At 55.7% G+C, this 21,784-nt stretch carries 17 protein-coding genes and 2 tRNA genes; 12 read left to right on the forward strand and 7 right to left on the reverse strand.

Features of this window, described 5'->3' with window-relative positions:
- Positions 1 to 2: 2 nt before the first annotated feature.
- On the reverse strand, positions 3 to 242 hold the full coding sequence (locus M8Q36_RS19720; protein ID WP_016496290.1) for a DUF1289 domain-containing protein: 240 nt from the start codon (positions 240 to 242) through the stop codon (positions 3 to 5).
- 120 nt (positions 243 to 362) lie between these two features.
- Here M8Q36_RS19720 and M8Q36_RS19725 point away from each other — a divergent pair, with 120 nt between their 5' ends.
- From M8Q36_RS19725 to rnt, 4 genes are all read left to right on the forward strand, one after another.
- Positions 363 to 959, forward strand: a complete 597-nt coding sequence (locus M8Q36_RS19725) for a TetR/AcrR family transcriptional regulator (protein ID WP_249882069.1) — start codon at positions 363 to 365, stop codon at positions 957 to 959.
- Positions 960 to 1,015: 56 nt separating this feature from the next.
- On the forward strand, positions 1,016 to 2,110 hold the full coding sequence (locus M8Q36_RS19730) for an alkene reductase (RefSeq protein ID WP_249882070.1): 1,095 nt from the start codon (positions 1,016 to 1,018) through the stop codon (positions 2,108 to 2,110).
- 95 nt (positions 2,111 to 2,205) lie between these two features.
- The gene (gene gloA / locus M8Q36_RS19735) at positions 2,206 to 2,613 is read left to right on the forward strand and encodes a lactoylglutathione lyase (RefSeq protein ID WP_249882071.1); all 408 of its coding nucleotides are present in this window, start codon (positions 2,206 to 2,208) and stop codon (positions 2,611 to 2,613) included.
- Positions 2,614 to 2,705: 92 nt separating this feature from the next.
- Positions 2,706 to 3,359, forward strand: a complete 654-nt coding sequence (rnt, locus tag M8Q36_RS19740) for a ribonuclease T (RefSeq protein ID WP_200551821.1) — start codon at positions 2,706 to 2,708, stop codon at positions 3,357 to 3,359.
- Positions 3,360 to 3,397: 38 nt separating this feature from the next.
- On the opposite strand, the gene M8Q36_RS19745 is transcribed toward rnt, so the two are convergent.
- Complete coding sequence (locus M8Q36_RS19745) at positions 3,398 to 3,742, reverse strand: Grx4 family monothiol glutaredoxin (RefSeq protein ID WP_016496295.1); 345 nt, start codon at positions 3,740 to 3,742, stop codon at positions 3,398 to 3,400.
- 339 nt (positions 3,743 to 4,081) lie between these two features.
- On the opposite strand from M8Q36_RS19745, the gene M8Q36_RS19750 reads away from it, so the two are divergent.
- Together M8Q36_RS19750 and sodB are read left to right on the forward strand one after the other, a co-directional pair.
- On the forward strand, positions 4,082 to 4,912 hold the full coding sequence (locus tag M8Q36_RS19750) for a C40 family peptidase (protein WP_249882820.1): 831 nt from the start codon (positions 4,082 to 4,084) through the stop codon (positions 4,910 to 4,912).
- 124 nt (positions 4,913 to 5,036) lie between these two features.
- The gene (gene sodB / locus M8Q36_RS19755) at positions 5,037 to 5,618 is read left to right on the forward strand and encodes a superoxide dismutase [Fe] (RefSeq protein WP_200551820.1); all 582 of its coding nucleotides are present in this window, start codon (positions 5,037 to 5,039) and stop codon (positions 5,616 to 5,618) included.
- 54 nt (positions 5,619 to 5,672) lie between these two features.
- Here the strand turns inward: sodB and M8Q36_RS19760 are convergent, their stop codons facing one another.
- On the reverse strand, positions 5,673 to 6,842 hold the full coding sequence (locus tag M8Q36_RS19760; RefSeq protein WP_249882072.1) for an MFS transporter: 1,170 nt from the start codon (positions 6,840 to 6,842) through the stop codon (positions 5,673 to 5,675).
- Between the two features lie 168 nt (positions 6,843 to 7,010).
- Positions 7,011 to 7,100 (reverse strand): cytochrome bd-I oxidase subunit CydH, encoded by a 90-nt coding sequence (gene cydH, locus M8Q36_RS19765; protein WP_016496299.1) that lies wholly within the window; start codon positions 7,098 to 7,100, stop codon positions 7,011 to 7,013.
- A gap of 297 nt (positions 7,101 to 7,397) precedes the next feature.
- Between cydH and purR the strand changes: the two genes are divergently transcribed.
- Positions 7,398 to 8,423, forward strand: coding sequence for an HTH-type transcriptional repressor PurR (purR, locus tag M8Q36_RS19770; protein ID WP_065368641.1), 1,026 nt, complete (start codon positions 7,398 to 7,400; stop codon positions 8,421 to 8,423).
- 18 nt (positions 8,424 to 8,441) lie between these two features.
- Here the strand turns inward: purR and punR are convergent, their stop codons facing one another.
- Positions 8,442 to 9,353, reverse strand: a complete 912-nt coding sequence (gene punR / locus M8Q36_RS19775; RefSeq protein ID WP_249882073.1) for a DNA-binding transcriptional activator PunR — start codon at positions 9,351 to 9,353, stop codon at positions 8,442 to 8,444.
- Between the two features lie 112 nt (positions 9,354 to 9,465).
- On the opposite strand from punR, the gene punC reads away from it, so the two are divergent.
- On the forward strand, positions 9,466 to 10,662 hold the full coding sequence (punC, locus tag M8Q36_RS19780; protein WP_249882074.1) for a purine nucleoside transporter PunC: 1,197 nt from the start codon (positions 9,466 to 9,468) through the stop codon (positions 10,660 to 10,662).
- 302 nt (positions 10,663 to 10,964) lie between these two features.
- Positions 10,965 to 12,113, forward strand: coding sequence for a cyclopropane fatty acyl phospholipid synthase (gene cfa / locus M8Q36_RS19785; RefSeq protein ID WP_249882075.1), 1,149 nt, complete (start codon positions 10,965 to 10,967; stop codon positions 12,111 to 12,113).
- A 31-nt stretch (positions 12,114 to 12,144) separates the two neighbouring features.
- Here cfa and M8Q36_RS19790 read toward each other — a convergent pair whose 3' ends face one another.
- Positions 12,145 to 12,786, reverse strand: a complete 642-nt coding sequence (locus M8Q36_RS19790) for a riboflavin synthase subunit alpha (protein ID WP_249882077.1) — start codon at positions 12,784 to 12,786, stop codon at positions 12,145 to 12,147.
- A 313-nt stretch (positions 12,787 to 13,099) separates the two neighbouring features.
- On the opposite strand from M8Q36_RS19790, the gene mdtK reads away from it, so the two are divergent.
- The 3 genes from mdtK (at position 13,100) to M8Q36_RS19805 (ending at position 14,790) form a co-directional block, all read left to right on the forward strand.
- A complete protein-coding gene (mdtK, locus tag M8Q36_RS19795; RefSeq protein WP_249882078.1) occupies positions 13,100 to 14,473 on the forward strand; it encodes an MdtK family multidrug efflux MATE transporter in 1,374 nt (457 codons plus the stop codon).
- A 151-nt stretch (positions 14,474 to 14,624) separates the two neighbouring features.
- Positions 14,625 to 14,701: transfer RNA gene (locus M8Q36_RS19800), tRNA-Val, on the forward strand.
- 12 nt (positions 14,702 to 14,713) lie between these two features.
- Positions 14,714 to 14,790 (forward strand) — tRNA-Val (locus M8Q36_RS19805).
- A 174-nt stretch (positions 14,791 to 14,964) separates the two neighbouring features.
- Here the strand turns inward: M8Q36_RS19805 and M8Q36_RS19810 are convergent.
- On the reverse strand, positions 14,965 to 21,768 hold the full coding sequence (locus M8Q36_RS19810; protein WP_249882080.1) for an AIDA repeat-containing protein: 6,804 nt from the start codon (positions 21,766 to 21,768) through the stop codon (positions 14,965 to 14,967).
- Positions 21,769 to 21,784: the final 16 nt, after the last annotated feature.

A 21,784-nucleotide genomic window follows, 5' to 3' on the forward strand; every position in this document is an offset into this window, starting at 1 on the left:
TATTAAAACAGTGAAGGTTGCTGAGGTTCTTCCGCAGAGGACGCTTTGTTTGCGCGCATTTTGCGCTGCAGGCGCTGGCGGCACAAACGCAGCACCTCCTGCTTTTGCGCATCGGTCATTTTTTGCCAGTTAAAACGCTCATCGCGGCTACGCATGCAGCCACGACAAAAGCCGCGCTCATCCGACTGGCAAATACCGCGGCACGGGCTCTGGACGGGGAAAAACTCCAGTTGTTCTGGCACAGTCGTCTCCGGTAATACAGGCAGTTCCCTTTATTGAAGACTGCCTGTCGACAACGCGCAAGGCGAAAAACGCATTGTTCGCCACTTGCAACAGACCGATCGGTCTAGTAGAGTGGCGCGATGAGCAGAAATACCGAACATGACACGCGCGAACATTTACTGGCGACCGGCGAGCAGCTTTGCATGCATCGCGGGTTTACCGGTATGGGTCTGAGCGAATTACTGAAAACGGCGGAAGTGCCAAAAGGCTCTTTTTACCACTATTTTCGCTCCAAAGAGGCGTTCGGCGTAGCGTTGCTTGAGCGTCACTATGCCGCGTATCACCAGCGGCTGGCGACCCATTTCGCCAGCGGGCCGGGAAACTACCGTGACAGGCTGCTGGCGTATTATCAGGAGACGCTCCGGCAGTTTAGCCAACAGGGAATTATTAGCGGTTGCCTGACGGTGAAACTGTCGGCGGAAGTGTGCGATCTGTCGGAAGACATGCGTTCAGCAATGGACAAAGGCGCGAGCGGCGTTATCGCCCTGCTCGCGGATACGCTGGAAAACGGGCGTAACGATCGCAGCTTAACGTTTCAGGGCGAACCGCTAACGCAGGCGCAAGTGTTGTACTCCCTGTGGTTAGGTGCCAATTTGCAGGCCAAAATTTCGCGAAGCGCCCTGCCGCTGGAAAGCGCGCTAGCGCACGCAAATAACATCATCGCAACGCCTGTCTGATAACAGGCATTTTTATTTCACTTTTTACTAGTCGACCGGTCTATTCAGGAGTTGTTATGTCCAGTAAATTATTTACGCCGCTGAAAGTGGGCGCGATTACCGTTCCAAACCGCGTTTTTATGGCACCGTTGACGCGACTGCGCAGCATCGAGCCGGGTGATATTCCTACGCCATTAATGGCGGAATATTATCGTCAGCGCGCCAGCTCCGGCCTGATTATCAGCGAAGCCACGCAAATCTCCGCCCAGGCGAAAGGCTATGCCGGCGCACCAGGTCTTCACAGCGCAGAACAAATTGCTGCATGGCAGAAAATCACCGATGCCGTGCATAGCGAAAACGGCCGCATCGCCGTACAGCTGTGGCACACTGGTCGTATCTCACACAGCAGCCTGCAACCGGGTGGTGCCGCACCGGTCGCACCGTCAGCCATCAACGCGGGAACGCGTACCTCTCTGCGTGATGCCAACGGTAACGCCACACGTGAAGACACCTCCACGCCGCGCGCGCTGGAAACCAATGAGATCCCGGGTATTGTTAATGACTTCCGCCAGGCCGTCGCCAATGCGCGCGACGCCGGGTTTGATCTGGTTGAGCTGCACTCGGCCCATGGTTATCTGTTGCACCAGTTCCTTTCACCGTCGGCGAACCAGCGTACCGACCAGTACGGCGGCAGCGTGGAAAATCGCGCGCGCCTGGTGCTGGAAGTGGTCGACGCGGTAAGCAAAGAGTGGGACGCAGAGCGCATTGGTATTCGCGTGTCTCCGATCGGTTCTTTCCAGAACATGGATAACGGCCCGAACGAAGAAGCCGATGCGTTGTATCTGATTGAGGAACTGGGCAAGCGCGGCATTGCTTATCTGCATATGTCAGAACCAGACTGGGCGGGCGGCGAACCGTACACCGACGCGTTCCGTGAGAAAGTGCGCGCACGTTTCCACGGCCCGATCATTGGTGCAGGTGCCTATACCCCGGAAAAAGCGGAACAGTTGATCGAGAAAGGTTTGATTGACGCGGTAGCCTTTGGTCGCGCCTATATCGCCAACCCGGACCTGGTAAAACGTCTGCAACTGAAAGCGGAACTGAACCCACAGCGCCCGGAAAGCTTCTATGGCGGCGGTGCGGAAGGTTACACCGACTACCCTTCTCTGTGATCCTCTGATTGTTCATTGATAGCGGCGGGTCTGCGCCGCTATACTAAAACTGTGTTTCTATTCGGAACGTTAACACATTCATACAAGAGGACATTATGCGCTTACTTCACACCATGCTGCGCGTCGGCAACCTGCAACGCTCCATCGAATTTTATACTAACGTGCTGGGCATGAAGCTGCTGCGTACCAGTGAAAACCCGGAATATAAATATTCGCTGGCTTTCGTTGGCTACGGCCCGGAAAGCGAAGAAGCGGTGATTGAACTGACCTACAACTGGGGCGTGGACAGCTACGATCTGGGTAATGCTTACGGTCATATCGCGCTGAGCGTGGAAAACGCGGCGCAAGCTTGCGAAGCTATCCGCAACAACGGCGGTAATGTGACGCGTGAAGCGGGTCCGGTTAAAGGTGGCACCACGGTTATCGCCTTCGTTGAAGATCCGGACGGTTACAAAATCGAGCTGATCGAAGAGAAAGACGCCGGTAAAGGCCTGGGTAACTAATCCCCTCCGGGCGCGCTTTGCGCCCGCTGTTTTACATCCCTTCGTAAAATTTGCCATAATGCGCTGCCATTTTCCCGTATCAAGAGATCCTGATGTCCGATAACGCTCAACTGACTGGTCTGTGCGACCGTTTTCGCGGTTTTTACCCTGTGGTAATTGATGTTGAAACCGCCGGGTTTAACGCCAAAACCGACGCGCTGCTGGAAGTCGCCGCCATTACACTGAAAATGGATGAACAAGGCTGGCTAATGCCCGACAGCACGCTGCATTTCCACGTTGAGCCTTTCGAAGGCGCGAATCTGCAACCCGAAGCGCTGGCCTTTAACGGCATTGATCCGAACAACCCGCTGCGTGGTGCGATAAGTGAGCATGACGCGCTGCATGCCATTTTTAAAATGGTGCGCAAAGGCATTAAAGATCAGGGTTGTAACCGCGCAATTATGGTGGCGCACAACGCAACGTTCGATCACAGCTTTATGATGGCTGCTGCGGAGCGCGCTTCGCTGAAACGCAACCCATTCCACCCGTTTGTCACCTTCGATACCGCGTCATTAAGCGGGCTGGCGCTCGGTCAGACGGTGCTGTCAAAAGCGTGTGGCGCAGCGGGCATCGCGTTTGACGCCTCGCAGGCGCACTCCGCACTGTACGATACAGAGCAAACCGCCCTGCTGTTTTGCGAAATCGTCAACCGCTGGAAGCGTCTCGGCGGCTGGCCGCTGCCCATCGCGGACGAAAATCAGGCATAAAAAAAGCGACCGTCAGGTCGCTTTTTTGTTGGCAGAAATTACTCTGCGCTCGGCTCGTCTTTATGTTTTGCCGCCGCTTCTTTGATAAGCGTCTGCAATTCACCGCGCTGATACATTTCAATCACGATATCGCAGCCGCCAACCAGTTCACCTTCAACCCACAGTTGCGGGAAGGTTGGCCAGTTAGCATATTTCGGCAGTTCTGCGCGAATATCCGGGTTTTGCAGAATGTCTACATAGGCAAAACGTTCACCGCATGCAGAGAGCGCTTGCACCGCCTGGGCGGAGAAACCGCAGCTTGGCAGCTTCGGAGAGCCTTTCATATACAGCAGAATCGGGTTTTCAGCGATCTGGCGCTGGATTTTTTCAAGTGTTGTGCTCATTGTCTTGCTTCCTTCAACTTCTTCTACGGCAGATGTTCGCTATTGTAACGGTTCAGAGGGGCATCGGAAAATAACATTTTGTTCACCGTTCATGATTTTATCGTCTGTCGGCAAAAGTTGCCTTAGGAATATGACTTAACTCAACTCGCCGTCCCGCTTGCTGCCTAACTCTTGCGCACATAGAAACGTTTTGCTGCTTTTTTTTGCGCTTGTTAACGAAACGAAGCTATAGATGCAAAAACAGTATTAACTTTTGGGGTTTTTATGGATTAGAATCGACGAGTTTTAAAAAACCATTTGCAGGCATATTAAATGCTTGCCCTAACAGGGGATTGCTCAGTGGCGCGGATACCAAAAGTTTCAATCACGCTCTGTGCTTTGTTGTTCACCACGCTTTCTTTCACGCCATTAGCGAGTGCCTCTGAACAGGCGCGAGCGTCAGCCGTGCAAAAAGCGCATCTGGCGAAAGCATCCGAACGTAAGAAAAAAAATACATCACAAAAGACATCAAAGAAAAACAGTCGCAGTCCGGCAGAAAAAACCACCAGCAAAAAAATAACGGAGAGCAAAAAAACTCCGGCAAACAAAAAAGTTACAACCAGCAAAAAAGCCAGCAAAATCACTTCGCGTCGTAATGCATCCAGCCCGTTAAAAACTACCGCCATCACCTGGACTGAAAAATGTACGCCGCGCAAAGGCCACAAGCCGCATTGTGTGAAGGTTAAAAGCACTAACGCCATCGCCGATGTGCATAAAGTTCGCATTCAAAAAGCACAAAAAACCGCCATGTCCAAGCTGATGAATCAGATTGGCAAGCCTTATCACTGGGGCGGCACCTCACCGAGCACCGGTTTCGATTGCAGCGGTCTGGTCTATTACGCGTATAAGGATCTGGTGAAATTCCGTATTCCGCGTACCGCCAATGAAATGTATCACCTGCGCGATGCGTCACCGGTGAATGTAGCGGAACTGGAGAGCGGCGATCTGGTGTTCTTCCGTACCCAGGGCCGTGGTACAGCCGATCACGTTGGCGTGTACGTTGGCAATGGTAAATTCATTCAGTCTCCGCGCAGCGGCCAGGATATTCAGGTCACCTCGCTGAGTGAAGATTACTGGCAGCGTCATTATGTCGGCGCGCGTCGCGTCGTGACGCCGAAAACCATTCGCTAATCCCTCACCTGCCGCATCGGCGGCAGGTAACTCCCTCTTTTGTCTGACCTTTCGATTTGCTACCCTAATCCGCACATCCAATAGGGCTATTGGGTGTCATTAAAATAATGAAAGGAGAATAGCAATGTCGTTCGAATTACCTGCATTACCGTATGCAAAAGACGCCCTGGCGCCGCATATCTCAGCCGAAACGCTGGAATACCACTATGGTAAACACCATCAGACGTATGTCACCAACCTCAACAACCTGATCAAAGGCAGCGCTTTTGAAGGTAAATCGCTGGAAGAGATTGTGAAAAGCAGCGAAGGCGGCGTGTTCAACAATGCCGCCCAGGTCTGGAACCATACCTTCTACTGGAACTGCCTGGCCCCGAATGCTGGCGGTGAACCGACTGGTGAGCTGGCGGCGGCTATCGCCAAATCCTTCGGCAGCTTTGCCGAATTCAAAGCGCAATTCACCGATGCTGCGGTTAAAAACTTCGGTGCTGGCTGGACGTGGCTGGTGAAAAAAGCGGATGGCGCATTAGCCATTGTTTCAACGTCTAATGCGGGTACGCCGCTGACAAGCGACGCAACCCCGCTGTTAACCGTCGATGTGTGGGAACATGCGTATTACATCGATTATCGTAATGCGCGTCCGAACTACCTCGAACATTTCTGGGCGCTGGTAAACTGGTCATTCGTGGCCAAAAATTTAGCGGCATAAACGCGGCATAAAACAAAGGAGGGGCTAGCCCCTCCTTTTTTGCATTTGTGCTATTTATTCTGCTGCGGCACAGACACGTTCTGGCTGAGAGCGGCCAGAGAACAGCACCACCAGCAGACCCAGCCCGGCAATAATCGCCCCCATAACCGGGACGAAATCATAACCCAGCCCAGCGGAAATCACTGCTCCACCGGCTGCCGCGCCCAGCGCGTTACCGAGGTTAAAGGCACCGATATTGACTGAAGATGAAAGGCCAGGTGCTTCATGCGCAACGCGCATGACACGCATCTGCAACGGCGGAACCACCGCAAACGTCGCCGCGCCCCACACCACCATGCTGATGGCTGCGCCCACTTCACTGCGCGCCAGGAACGGGATCGCCAGCATGATGGCAATCAGCAGGATCAAAAAACCTTTCAGCGTGCCGGTGACCGAGCGATCCGCCAGTTTGCCGCCGAGATAGTTACCAATGGAGAAACCAACGCCAATCAACACCAGCATCGCCGTCACAAAAACGGGAGTGGCATCGGTAATGGTGTGCAGTACCGGCGCAATGTAGGTATACAGCGTGAACATGGCACCTGCGCCGAGCACGGTGGTCAGCAATGCGGACAACACTTGTGGGCGTACCAGTACCGACAGCTCTTTACGTACGTCCGGGCGCTCACCAGCACCACCTTTCGGCAACGAAAAGAACAGGCTCGCCATAGAAATCACACCCAGCCCGGCAGTGGCCATGAACGACATGCGCCAGCCAATGGTTTCACCCAGCCAGGTCGCGGCAGGTACACCGCCGATGTTAGCAATGGTCAGCCCCATGAACATGGTGGCGACTGCGCTGGCCTGCTTCTCTTTAGCGACCACGCTTGCCGCCACCACCGAGCCAAGACCAAAAAACGCGCCGTGGTTCAGACTGGTGACGATCCGCGCCAGCATTAATGTGGTGTAATCCGGTGCAATCGCCGATAGCACGTTACCGAGCGTAAAAATCGCCATCAAAAAGATCAGGGCATTGCGTCTGCCGCGATGCGACAGCAACAACGTCATTAACGGCGCACCGACCATCACGCCGATAGCGTAGGCGCTAATCAGCATCCCCGCCGCCGGAATAGAAACGTCAACGCCGCGGGCAATAACCGGCAGTAATCCCATCGGGGAAAACTCGGTAGTACCAATGCCGAAGGCGCCAATCGCCAGGGCAAGCAAAGGGAAATTAATTTTCATCTGTCACTCCAAAAAAGACATGCCGACTTGCGACCCTGTCGCTGAAGTCAAAAGTATGACAGCTATCACAAAAAACAGAAGTTAGCAGAATGACAAAAGATTATTGCAGAGGTGATAACAATAGCGGGGAAGAAAACCGAGGGAGAAGAGGCTCTCCCTCGCGACAGATCAATGCAGTGCAGCAGTCAGACCGCCGAAAACAATCAGGCTCAGAACGATGACGGTAGTGATTAAAGAATACTTCAGATCGGTGCTCATCAATTTTCCCCTTTTTAATTTCCCCACAAAAAGTGAGATAACGCATTTTTGCACAAATTATCTTAAAAATCTTGCGGGAATTCGCAGGAGAAACGTTTTAATACTTCCCCTTTTGCTCAAGATCAGACAAAATTCGACGCTAAATTTATTAGCGTACCGGCCATTGACTCCCCTCCTGACGTCCAGTGTCGTTTTCCCGGCGTACCGCACCCCCTTTGATGGGTACAGGGTGATTAAAGGCAAACGTTTACCTTAAGTATTATCAGGAGCTTATGATATGGTCTGGAGTGATATCTAATGGCAACGATTAAAGACGTAGCGAAACGAGCAAACGTTTCCACTACAACCGTATCACATGTAATTAACAAAACCCGTTTCGTCGCCGAAGAGACGCGCAACGCTGTGTGGGCAGCGATTAAAGAGTTGCACTATTCCCCCAGCGCCGTCGCCCGCAGCCTGAAAGTGAATCACACTAAATCGATCGGCTTGCTGGCCACCAGCAGTGAAGCGGCCTACTTTGCTGAAATTATCGAAGCCGTAGAGAAAAAGTGCTTCCAGAAGGGTTATACGCTGATCCTTGGCAATGCCTGGAATAGCCTCGAAAAACAGCGTGCTTATCTGTCGATGATGGCGCAAAAGCGCGTCGATGGCTTGCTGGTAATGTGTTCAGAATACCCTGAATCGCTGTTGAGCATGCTGGAAGAGTACCGCCATATTCCGATGGTGGTGATGGACTGGGGCGAAGCGAAGGCCGACTTTACGGACTCCGTTATTGATAACGCCTTTGAAGGCGGTTATATGGCCGGTCGCTACCTTATTGACCGCGGGCACCGCGATATTGGTGTGATCCCTGGCCCTCTGGAGCGTAACACTGGCGCCGGCCGTCTGGCTGGCTTTATGAAAGCGATGGAAGAAGCCCTTATCACCGTGCCGGAAAACTGGATTGTACAGGGCGATTTCGAGCCGGAATCCGGCTATCGCGCGATGCAGCAAATCCTCGGCCAGGCGCATCGCCCTACTGCGGTCTTTTGCGGCGGTGATATTATGGCGATGGGCGCGCTGTGCGCTGCCGATGAGATGGGTTTACGGGTACCGCAGGATATTTCCCTGATTGGTTATGACAACGTACGTAACTCACGCTTCTTCACCCCGGCCCTGACCACGATTCACCAGCCGAAAGATTCGCTGGGAGAAACGGCGTTTACCATGCTGCTTGATCGTATCGTCAACAAGCGCGAAGAGTCGCAGTCTATTGAAGTGCATCCGCGCCTGGTCGAGCGGCGCTCCGTGGCCGATGGCCCGTTCCGCGACTATCGCCGCTAACCGCTTATTACGGAGCCGTTAATTCGGCTCCCGTAACCATTCGTTATTCAGCGTTTCGCTATCTCCCAGATATTCCAGTAGCCAGTTTAACGCCGGGGACGCCTCATTTTGTTGCCACGTCAGGCAGCACGCCGCGTCCGGGAAGGGGTTTTCCAGGGTCAGCGCAACCCAGTCACCGCTGTCGAGCCGCGGGCGGGCAAAGTGTGCCGGCACCATTCCCACGCATAACCCTGCCGATAAGCACGCCTCCGACGACGCCCAATCAGGAACGATCACACGCTTCTGATTATCCAGCAGCCAGGTAATCCGTTTCGGCAGCGAGCGGGACGTATCTTCCTGGATAAGTGAAGGCCAGTTGCGCAAGGTATCGTCGCTAAGCGGGCCTGCCAGTGACGCCAGCGGATGGCGACAGGAAACCACGCATTTCCAGCTCAGCATTCCCATATCGCGAAACGCATAACGCCCACCAACGGGAATAGCCTGCGTTGCGCCAATCGCCAGCTCCACCCGCCCGTCAGCAAGCGCATCCCAGACACCGTTAAAGACTTCCTGGTAGACCTGCAACTCAACATCACTGAAATGGCGATAGAAATCGACGATCAATTGCCGGGTACGTTCAGGTTTTACGATGTTGTCGACGGCAATTGCCAGTTGCCCGCGCCAGCCGTTGGCGATTTGCTGGCACTGCTGACGGGTGATCTGCATTTTTTTGATAACAGCTCGCCCCTCTTTCAAAAACCAGACGCCGGCAGGCGTAAGCTCAACATCCCGATGGCGACGCTCAAACAGCGGAACAGCCAGCCACTCCTCAAGCTGTCGCACGGTATAGCTCACCGCAGAAGGCACACGGTGCAACTCCTGCGCCGCACCGCTAAAACTGCCGTTACGCGCGACAGCATCAACCACTTCCAGCGAATATTCTGACCACATAATCTGCCTGCAAAAATTTTGAAACCACTACGCAAATATTAGCGTTTCACAAGCGCTAATGCACTCCTTACACTCGACAGCCCTGATTACCTGCAATTAAAGAGAAACATTAATGCAACCTGGCAACGGATTTTTAGTCTGGCTCGCGGGATTAAGCGTGCTCGGCTTTTTAGCCACTGATATGTACCTCCCCGCCTTCAGCGCGATACAGCAAGATTTATACACATCGTCAGCGGTGGTTAGCGCAACCTTAAGCCTGTTTCTGGCGGGCTTTGCCATTGCGCAACTGGTATGGGGGCCACTATCAGATCGCTATGGCCGCAAGCCGGTTTTGCTGGCCGGGCTGGCGATTTTCGCGCTGGGCTGTCTGGGAACATTATGGGTACGTGATGCAACCCTGCTGCTGGTACTGCGCTTTCTCCAGGCGGTCGGCGTATGCGCCGCGACAGTAAGCTGGCAGGCGCTGGTGACGGATAACTACCCCGCGCATCGCGTCAATCGCATCTTCGCCACCATTATGCCGCTCGTAGGTTTGACGCCGGCACTGGCACCGCTGCTGGGCGCCTGGATCCTTGCGCATTTCAACTGGCAGGCCATTTTCGCCACTTTACTGGCGATAACGTTAATTCTGATGATCCCGGCATGGCGGCTGAAATCACCGGCGAAGAAAAGTGAACACCACGAACAACCGCTGACATTTATGGATCTGCTGCGTGCCCGGGATTATCGCGGGAATGTGATTATCTATGCCGCCTGCTCAGCCAGTTTCTTCGCCTGGCTGACCGGTTCACCGTTTATTCTGCATGAAATGGGTTATGGCCCATCGGTTATTGGCCTCAGTTATGTGCCGCAAACCATCGCCTTTTTGGTGGGCGGTTACGGTTGCCGTGCCGCGTTGCAGAAATGGCAGGGTTCTCGTTTGTTGCCATGGCTGCTGGGGGCGTTCGCGTTAAGTGTCCTCGCCACCTGGGCCGTCGGTTTTATGCCGGACGTGTCGCTGACCGCGCTGCTCATCCCCTTCTGCTTTATGGCAATGGCCAACGGCGCGATTTACCCTATCGTGGTCGCGCAGGCGCTGCGTCCTTTCCCGCAGGCAACCGGCCGAGCAGCTGCCTTGCAGAATACGCTACAGCTGGGTTTATGTTTTCTGGCAAGTCTGGTCGTTTCGTGGCTTATCGCCACACCACTGCTGACGACGACCAGTGTTATGGTGTCAATGGTGTTGCTGGTCGCGTTGGGCTATCGGCTTCAGCGCCGCACGCACGATGAATTAGCAGACAAAAAGGTTGTGACTTCCTCGTCGCATTGATAGTTGCGCAAGCGACTATCAACAACACAGTGGTTAGCTTGCTACGGGCTTTTTATTGAATCACCCGATTTTGAAGCCTATACTCATTTTCGGCTGTTTGATAAATACGATAAATATTATGCATTAACGGGTACCGGATTGTACCCGTTTACCCATGGAAGGCCTTTCGGCAAGGGTTCTCTCCCTTCCTCTGTTCTACGTCGGATATCAGCCTCACGGTAAAAACCGTGAGATTTCTCACAAGCCTGAAAAAGCGTCTACGCTGTTTGAAGGTTCTGATCACTGCGAGTGATGGAGAAGTTATGAGTTCATCGTGTATAGAAGAAGTTAGCGTACGGGATGACAATTGGTTCCGTATAGCAAACGAACTGCTGGGTCGCGCAGGTATTCGCGTCAACGGTCCCGCAGCGTCAGATATTCAGGTGAAAAACCCTGATTTTTTCAAACGCGTTTTACAGGAAGGTTCGCTCGGACTCGGCGAAAGTTATATGGACGGCTGGTGGGATTGCCCTCGCCTGGACATATTCTTTACCAAAGTCCTGCGCGCCGGGCTGGAAAACCAACTTCCGCACCATCTCAAAGACACACTCCGCATTGCCGGAGCAAGATTATTTAATCTGCAAAGTAAAAAAAGGGCCTGGATTGTGGGCAAAGAACATTACGATCTCGGTAATGATCTGTTTACCCGCATGCTGGATCCGCAGATGCAATACTCTTGCGCCTACTGGAAAGACGCTGAAACGCTGGACGACGCACAACGGGCAAAACTGCGGCTTATTGGTGAAAAGCTCACGTTAAAACCCGGCATGCGCGTGCTGGATATTGGCTGTGGATGGGGTGGTCTGGCGCAGTTTATGGCGCAAAATTACGGCGTCAGTGTGGTTGGCGTGACGATTTCTGCAGAACAGCAAAAGCTGGCGCAGAAGCGTTGCGAAGGGCTGGATGTCGATATCCGTTTGCAGGATTATCGCGATCTCGACGAGCAATTTGACCGCATTGTTTCCGTTGGCATGTTTGAACATGTCGGGCCAAAAAACTACGCGACCTATTTCCGCGTCGTCGATCGTAACCTGAAGCCCGATGGCATTTTTTTACTGCACACCATCGGCTCAAAACGCACCGACCACAATGTTGATCCATGGATCAACCGCTACATCTTCCCGAATGGTTGTCTGCCTTCTGTGCGCCAGATTGCAGTTGCCAGCGAATCACACTTCGTGATGGAAGACTGGCACAATTTCGGCGCGGATTATGACCGTACGTTAATGGCGTGGCATGAGCGTTTTCTTGCCGCCTGGCCGGAAATCGCCGACAACTATTCGGAGCGCTTTAAACGGATGTTCAGCTATTACCTCAATGCCTGCGCAGGGGCGTTTCGTGCGCGGGACATTCAGCTCTGGCAGGTGGTTTTCAGCCGGGGTATTGAGCACGGGTTGCGCGTCGCGCGTTAAAAAATAAACCCCGGTATACCGGGGTTTATTTTTACTCTTCGCTGGCTGCTGCGACAATCGCCGCTTCTTTCGAGGCCAGCACACGCTCCACGGTATCGACAACCGCCTGCGTTTGCGGGTCGATTTCGATATTCACGCGATGCCCCAGTTTTTTCGCGCCAAGCGTCGTACGCTGCAACGTTTCCGGAATTAAATGCACGCAGAAGCGGCTACTGGTGACTTCACCTACCGTCAGGCTAATCCCGTCAATGCCGATAAAACCTTTGTACAGAATGTATTTCATCAGCGCAGGATCCTGCACTTTGAACCAGATCTGGCGGTTATTTTCAGAGGTGAGAATTTTAACGATTTCGGCGGTGGTCATGATATGACCCGACATCAAGTGACCGCCGATTTCATCGCTGAATTTTGCCGCGCGCTCAACGTTTACCGTGTCGCCGACATTCAGATCGCCGAGGTTGGTGATACGCAGCGTCTCTTTCATCAGATCGAAGCTAATATGGCGGCCGTTAATCGCCGTCACTGTCAGGCAGCAACCATTATTGGCAATGGAAGCGCCGGTCTCAATGCCATCCAGCATCGTCTCAGGCAACTCAACAACGTGAGTGCGGAAATTGGGTTTATCATCAATTGACACCAGTTTCGCCGTGCCTTGCACAATACCCGTAAACATACTTACCACTCCTGTTCCATTCATACGGCCATTACCGTGTTCTTTACGCACAATAACAGGTGAAATTTACCCTTGCCAGTTTCAATCGCCCTGCCGCCCTTTTTCCCGCCACTCTGGCGAGAAGATAAGCGTAGCGCCGCGTGCTAAAAGATAACTTTGCTTTATGACTGGCATGGCAAAAGCACGCCATAGCAGGTAATATTTGTACACATGTCGCACCCATCGCTGTGCGGCATCCTTTTTAGCACAAGGAAAAACTCCTTCCTGATTAGTCGTTCCATTCTTCTTATAACTACAAGATAAAGGTGTTCTCGTGCAGAAGTATATGAGAGAAGCGGGTCAGTTACTGGCGCTCGCCGTGCCGGTTATTTTCGCGCAGGTCGCCCAGACAGCCATGGGTTTCGTCGATACGGTAATGGCCGGTGGCTACAGCGCCACGGATATGGCGGCGGTGGCAATAGGGACCTCAATCTGGTTTCCCGCCATTCTGTTTGGCCACGGTCTGCTGCTGGCGATGACGCCAGTGATTGCCCAGTTAAATGGTTCCGGACGTCGCGACAGAATTGCCCATCAGGTCGGTCAGGGGTTCTGGCTGGCAGGCCTGGTCGCGGTGTTGATCATGATTGTGCTGTGGAATGCCGGTCATATTATTTACGCCATGCATAACATCGATCCGCAACTGGCGGATAAAGCCGTGCGTTTTTTGCGTGCGTTGATGTGGGGGGCGCCAGGCTATCTCTTTTTCCAGGTGATGCGTAATCAGTGCGAAGGCCTTGCCCGCACGATCCCGGGTATGCTGATGGGTTTTGTCGGCCTGCTGGTGAATATCCCGGTGAACTACATCTTTATTTACGGCCATTTCGGTATGCCCGAACTTGGCGGCGTAGGCTGCGGCGTGGCGACCGCATCCGTCTATTGGGTGATGTTTATCTGCATGCGCCTGTATGTTAAACGCGCCCGCGCGATGCGTGATATTCAAGCGATGCAACGTTTTGCCAAACCTGACGTCGCGGTGTTAAAACGCCTGACTCAGCTCGGGCTGCCCATTGCACTGGCGCTCTTTTTCGAAGTGACGCTGTTTGCCGTGGTGGCACTGCTCGTTTCGCCGTTGGGTATTGTCGATGTCGCCGGACATCAGATCGCGCTGAATTTCAGTTCGCTGATGTTTGTTTTACCGCTCTCGCTGTCAGCGGCGGTGACCATTCGCGTCGGGTTTCGTCTCGGCCAGGGTTCAACACTGGATGCGAAAACCTCAGCCCACACGGGATTGTTGGTCGGCATCTCCATGGCGGCATTAACGGCGATTTTTACCGCATTAATGCGTGAACATATCGCGCTGATCTATAACGATAATCCAGAGGTCGTGACGCTGGCATCGCACTTGATGTTGCTGGCGGCGATTTACCAAATCTCCGACTCCATTCAGGTGATTGGCAGCGGTATCCTGCGTGGTTATAAAGATACGCGCTCGATCTTTTTTATCACCTTTATTGCTTACTGGGTGCTGGGTTTGCCGGTGGGTTACACGCTGGCGTTAACCGATTTAGTGGTCGACAGAATGGGCCCTGCGGGTTTCTGGATGGGCTTTATTATTGGCCTGACCTCGGCGGCAATAATGATGATGCTGCGGATGCGTTACCTGCAACGTCAACCTTCGGTGACCATTTTGCAGCGTGCTGCGCGCTAAAACGTTGGTAGCCGCCCGCTGGCGGCTACTTTCACGACATTTTGCTCAGTTGTTCCGCAATCAGGTGAATTGCGTGAGAAATTTGCCATTTTCCGCTTGCCACATCTCCGGCCTGCCGCTAATATTCGTCCCCGTTGTCAACCACAACACTGCGTTCATAGCTCAGTTGGTTAGAGCACCACCTTGACATGGTGGGGGTCGTTGGTTCGAGTCCAATTGAACGCACCATTCCTTTTCAGTGCGTCCGTAGCTCAGTTGGTTAGAGCACCACCTTGACATGGTGGGGGTCGATGGTTCGAGTCCATTCGGACGCACCATTCTTAGTTATTCTCAGTTCCATTCTTCAGTTTCATCTCAGCATGAGCATCCCCTATATCGACTGCGTGTTAGCGACAGTGATAAAGCAACCTTCCTTCGTATGCGCGCTGCTGCATTAGCAAATAAAAAAAGCCGCACCTTACGGCACGGCTTTTCGTGTTACAACCTAGCTATCAGAAGCCGACTTTCAGCGTGATTTGACCGCCGTAGCCGCCCGTGCCTGCGTCGTCGATGCTCCGGGTGTAGCCCGCGCGCACCCCGAGGGTAACGTTATCGCGGATCTGGCCGTCAATGCCGACATCCAGCGCCGCAGCGGTGCCGTCCTGATCCGGATTGAACGCGACCTCGCTGCCTGCTACGCCTGGCGCGCTGACGTTCACTGAGCCCTTCGAGTCAAAGGTCTGGATGAAGGACGGACGCACCCACCAGCTTACCGGTACCGGTTTGCCTGTCTCTTTCAGCGTCGCGTTGTTGCCCAGACGCAGACCGGCACGCACCTGCTGGCTGTGACCGTCGCCGAACTGCACGTCTGCAACGTCATCATTACCATCTTTCAGGTTCACGCCGCGATACTGGTACTGCACCTGCGGTTCCAGCACCAGGCCACCGCCGATCTCAAACGGCAGACCGGTTTCGAAGGAGCCAACATAGCCCCAGCCGTGAGTTTTCAGACCGTCGCCATCGCGCGGGTTGGTATCGAAGTTGTGGCGTGTGCCCTGGGCCACCACATCCATCCACCAGCCGCTCTCATGCACGCCGTTTAGGTAGAGGCCGCCGCTGTAAGCGTCATCACGTACCGTACCGGCTTTCGACTTGTCGTTGCGCTGCACGTCGACGGCAGAAAGCCCCGCCGCACCGTACACCCCAACGGTCCATTCCATGGAAGAAGCCGAACCCTGCCACAGATCGCTACCGATCTGCAGGAAGGTGTAGCCGCCTTTACTATCCGGCGTGTTGCCGTTGCGCAGATCGTTGCTGCCGTGATCGTGGCTCAGTTGACCGGCCTGGAAACGGGCCCACATGTTGCTACCGCTTTCGGCGGCGGTACGCGCCGCATAGCGACGGGCATCCAGCGAACCGAGCAGCGCACTGTCGTAGTCCATGGCCTGCGCATAGACAGAGCTATAAAGATACGTCGCCGAACGGTAGTTCTGCGGGCCGTTCTCGTTGCCACCGGCTTCAGCAGTCGTCAGATACCAGCTCTGGTCGGCGCTGCCCTGTTGCAGGGTGTAGTTATACGCCCCCGCCTGCAGGCTGCTGCTGAGACTGAAAGCATCATCGGTTGTGGTCGCACCATTAATGGCATTCACCACCTGGATGCCGTTACCGGTGGTACGTGCACCCAGACCGCCCTGGCTGCGAATGGCGATCCGCGTATTACCGGTGGCGGTGCCGCCGTCCAGCACCAGGCTGTCGCTCACTGCGCTATTACCGTTAAACAGGGTGTTCAGGGTAATGGTGCCGCCATTGCCCACCAGGTTGGTAACCGTCAGGGTTTTCGGAACGAACGTCCCGGTCGGTGCCTGGTAATCGATCGAGCCGCCCAGCGTCAGGTTATTGAGCAGGGAGTCTGCGGTCATCAGCCAGCTTGAACCGGCATCGACGGTCAGGTCGGTCGGGTCGATCATCCCGGTCAGCGTAGTGCCGTTGGTCAACTGCAGCGAGGTGCCGCGCTGGGCGATGATGTCGGTCACGGCATCCAGTCCGCTGAACACCAGCGTACCGCTCTGCAGGTAAGTACCGCCCGCCTGATTAAGCGCACCGCTCAGAGTCAGCGTGTTATCACCTTCTTTATACAGCGTACCGCTACCGTTGATGGCCGCGTTAACGGTGTTGGCACTGGTATCAGTGGTGATACGCAGTTCGCCGCTGTTGTTAACATTGCCGGCAAGCGTAGCGCCGTCGTTGACTTTGGTTATCCCGGTCAGCATCCCGCCTTCGGCGACACTCAGCGTACCGTTCTCGCTTACCACGGTGTTGTTGGCGCTGCCGTCAGCGGCAACCGACAGCAGACCGCCGCCTTCCAGCAGCACGCTATCGGCAACTTTATTGGCAATGGAGAAGCTGCCAAGTGCGTTGGTGCCGTTGAGTGTGGTACCGGTGCCCGCCATCAATGCTGCGCCGCTATTGAGATTGATATTGGTGACCGTTGCGCCATCTTCCAGCGCCAGCATGCCGCCGCGCTCAATCGCCGTCAGATCCGCCGTGCCACCGGCGCGCACGAACTGGGCGCCGCCTTTGCTGACGGTCGTGGCAATCGCCGTGCCGCCAAAGGTGACACTCTGGGTACCGTTTTCGCTAACAGTGGACGAGGCGACGGTACCGCCCTGATTGACCACCTGATCGCCAACCACTTTGTTGTCGATAACGATCGCGCCGTCATTGACGTTCTGGATCCCGCCCTCACGGATAATGGTCGAGATCACCGTCCCGCCACTATTCACGTTCTGGGTACCGCCATTGTTAATGGTGGTGCTGATGGCGGTACCGCCGTTCAGCACGTTCTGGATCCCACCGGCCTGGATGACAGCAAGTATTGATGAACCGCCGCTGAAGATATTCTGGATGCCGCGCTCGTAGATCGCCGTGCGAGTCGCCGTCCCGCCGCGGTAGACGTTCTGCACGGCATTTGCGGAAAGATCGGTATCAACGGCACTGCCGCGCACATTCTGCTGGCTGGAGTTGATCATCGAAGTGTTCACCGCCGTTGCGCCCGCAGCGATGTTCTGTACTGCAAAATCATCCATCAGGTTGTTTTCTGCACGCCCACCGCTGTACAGGTTCTGGATACTGTTGCGGTTACGGGTATCGGTCACTATCGCGCCGTCGTAAATCCCCTGAACCGCACCATCGCTCAGCACGGTAGAGGTGGCTGAACCCCCGCTATAGATGCGTTGTTCCGCCCGGGTGATCTCCGATCCGGTGGTGGTGCCAAAGACCTCCTGAATACCGCCATCAATCACCACAGAGACTTCGGCATTGGCATTTTTGTTGACAACCTGACGCCCGCCATTTTTCACGATGCTGACAATCGAGGTACCGTCAACCACCTGCAGACCGCCATCAACAAAGGTGAAGTCGGTTACGCCGCCGGAAGCAACATTTTGTCTGCCACCGGTGGAGATGGTGCCACCGTAGGTGTAACCGCCCGCGTTAACGTTCTGCACGCCACCCTTTTCAACGAGAGTTTCGAAGGCCTGCCCGCCGCTGCCAATATTTTGCGTACCGCCCAGCAGGCGCGCGGCGAAAGATTTCGCGCCGTTATTGACGTGCTGCTCACCGCCATTCATCACGGTGGAGATCGCCACAGCAGAGTTGCTGAGGATCTGCGTCCCGCCGGCATTAATCACGCTCTGGCGTGCCCAACCATACGGGTCAACGATCTGCGCACCGCCGTTATTAATCACCGCGTCGAACGACTGGCCATGTACGCGTTGTACGCCGCCGCTGTTAATCAGCGTGCCGCTGGCCTGACCGCTCTTGGTCACCAGTTGTACCCCGCCGTCGCTGATGCTGGTGCCGGAAGCCGAACCTTCCACCAGTTGCGTACCGCCGCCGAACACCGTACCGTCAGACGCCGCGCCGCCAGCGGAAATGTGTTGCACCCCACCGTTATTGACGATCGAACCGGCAGCGAGGCCGCCGTAGTTGACGATTTGCTGACCGCCGTTATTGATCACGGACGAGATGGCCGTACCGTCTACGCTCTGCACGCCACCGCTGTTGATATGGGTGTCGGTGGTTTTACCGCTCCCTGCCACCAGTTGCGTACCGCCATCGTTCACGCTGGCACCGGAGGCAGTACCTTCCACCAGCTGCTTGCCGCCGCCGAAGATGGTGCCGTCAGACGCCGCGCCGCCGAGATTGATGTGCTGCAGACCGCCGCTGTTCACCGTGGTGCCTGCCGCCAGACCACCTTTATTCACCAGCTGGATGCCGCCGTTGCGCACCACAGCCGAGGTCGCGTTGCCATCAACGCTCTGCACGCCGCCGCTGTTGATCAGGGTGCCGGTCGCTTTCCCGGTGGTCGTGACGATTTGATAAGCGCCATCGTTCAGGCTGGTACCGGACGCCGTGCCCGCCACCACCTGTTTACCGCCGCCAAAGATAGTGCCATCAGACGCCGCGCCGCCGAGGTTGATGTGCTGCAGACCGCCGCTGTGTACAGCAGTACCTGCCGCCAGGCCGCCGTTATTCACCAACTGGATGCCGCCATCGCGTACCACGGATGAGGTGGCGCTGCCGTCCACGCTCTGCACACCGCCGCTGTTGATTTGCGTGCCGGAGGTTTTACCGCTGGCCTGCACGATCTGCTGACCGCCATCGCTGATGCTGGTGCCGGACGCGGTCCCTGCCACCAGCTGTTTACCCCCGCCGAAGATGGTGCCATCAGACGCTGCGCCGCCAAGGTTGATATGCTGCAGGCCACCGCTGTTGACGATGGAGCCTGCGGCCAGTCCACCGCTGTTCACCAGTTGCACGCCGCCATTGTTCACCACGGCGGAGGTCGCCGAGCCGTCAACGCGCTGAAGACCGCCACTGTTGATAAGCGCTCCCGCAGCAATGCCGCCCACCTGGACGTGCTGAATGCCGCCATCGCCAATAACCGTGTCGCCTGCCATACCCGCGACCTGCTGCGTTCCGCCCTGCAGCGTCGTTTTTGACGCCGCGCCGCCGGCACGCACAACCTGCACGCCATCTTTATCGACGCGGGTGTCGTTCGCGTGACCGCCGCTGCGGATCAGCTGTTTACCGCCGGTGTAGACGATCGTGCCATTAGCGGTGCCGTCAACATCCTGGAAACCGCCGTCATAGATTTTGCTGTCGATGGTTTTCCCGGTAACGTGAACCTGCTGCACACCGCCTGAGTCCACGCGGGTGTCGGATGCGGTGCCTTCGACAATCTGGGTACCGCCAAACAGCAGCGCATCCGAGGCAGCGCCGCCTTCGTTGATATGCTGCAAACCACCGGCATTAACCAGCGAGCCCGCGGCAAGCGCGCCGGAGTGAATCAGTTGCACCCCGCTATCATTGACCACAGCGGAGATCGCCGTGCCGTCTACCGCCTGAGTGCCACCGCTGTTGATGATGGTGTCGATAGCTTTACCGGTTACCTGTACAAGCTGGAAAGCGCTGTCATTGATACTGGTGCCGGAGGCCGTACCGGCAACAACTTGCCGACCGCCGCCAAACACCGTGGTGTCGGACGCAGCGCCGCTTTCATTGATATGTTGCAGGCCGCCACTGTTAACGGTCGCGTTATCCGCCAGACCGCCGCTGTTCACCAACTGGATGCCGCCGTCATAGATAACCGATGAGTTGGCTGTGCCGTCCACGCGCTGCAGGCCGCCATCGTTGATCAGCGATCCGCTGGCGCTGCCACCCACCTGAACGTGCTGTACGCCGCCGGCACCGATAATAGTGTCTGCCGCCACGCCCGCCAGTTGCTGAATACCACCCAGTAACGTGGTGAAGGCGGTTGATCCACCTGAGAGCACATTCTGAATCCCGCCACTGTTGATCACCGCGCTGGTGGCGGCGCCACCGCTGCGGACTTTCTGCAGGCCGCCGTCGTTCACTTCAGCGGAAAACGAAACGCCGTCCACATCCTGTTCACCGCCGGCGTTAACCACCGCATCACTGCTCATGCCGCTGGCGTGGATTTGCTGCAGACCGCCGTTATTAATAATAGTGCCGGAGGTGGTGCCTTCCACCAGTTGGGTGCCGCCGAGCAGAATGGCATCCGATGCCGCACCGCCTTCGCTGATATGCTGCAGACCGCCAGTGTTTACCACACCGCCTGTTGCCAGCCCGCCGCGATTAACTTGCTGCGTACCGCCCGCATTGACGACAGAAGAGATGGCCTGGCCGTCTACGGTCTGCGTGCCGCGATTGTTGATGATGGTACCGGTGGATTTGCCGGTTTTCTGTACCAGCTGCGCACCGCCATCGTTGACGCTGGTGCCAGATGCAGTTCCCGCCACTACCTGGGTGCCGCCGCCGAACACCACGCCATCGGAGGCTGCGCCGCCCTGATTGATATGCTGAACCCCACCGCTGTTCACGATAGTGCCCGCCGCCAGCGCGCCGCTATGCACCAGTTGGGTGCCGCCGCCGTTGACAACGGCGGAGATAGCGGTGCCGTCTACGGTCTGCGTGCCGCGGTTGTTGATGATGGTGCCGGTGGCTTTGCCGGTTTGCTGAACCAGTTGCGCACCACCGTCGTTGAGATGCGCACCCGATACCGTACCGGCCACGACTTGATTGCCGCCGCCAAAGATGGCGGTGTCGGCCGCAGAACCGCCAACGTTAACGTGCTGGAGCCCCCCGCTGTTGACTGTCGCGTCCTGAGAGAAACCACCGCTGTTGATGAGCTGGATGCCGCCTGCGTTAATGACGCCCTGGACGGAACTGCCGTTAACGGCTTGCACGCCGCCACTGTTAATAATCGTCTGGCTTGCTACCCCGCTTTCCAGCACAGTCTGCACACCGCCAGCACCGACAACGGTGCTATTAGCCTTACCGGCGACTGCCTGCGTGCCGCCGCTGTTAAGCTGCGTGCCTGTTGCCGTCCCGTCGACTTCAACAATCTGTGTCCCGTTAGTGACAACGGTACCGGTCGTCTGGCCGTTCTGCCGCACAATCTGCGAACCGCCGTCCTGAACGCGGGTATCTACGGTCTGCCCCCCCGCCACTATCTGGGTGCCACGGGTGCTGATGGTATGGTTGGTGGTTAAGCCGCCAGGACGCACGTTCTGTACGCCTTCCTGCACTACTTCATCTCGCGTCGAACCAGTGACATCCGGGGTAAACGCCATCGCCCCGCTGCTTGCGAACATGCCGCCCACTGCCGCTGAGATCAATACCGCGCCGCCTGCACGCTTGCCTTTCGCTCGGGTCAGTTCTGAAACCACCACAAACGCCCGCTGAACGTCATTCCACACCAGCCGGTAACTGCAGTTAAGACTTTTTTTCATTTCTATGTCCTCGAAA

This window comes from Kosakonia sp. R1.Fl (genome assembly GCF_023516815.1).
Lineage (GTDB): Bacteria > Pseudomonadota > Gammaproteobacteria > Enterobacterales > Enterobacteriaceae > Kosakonia.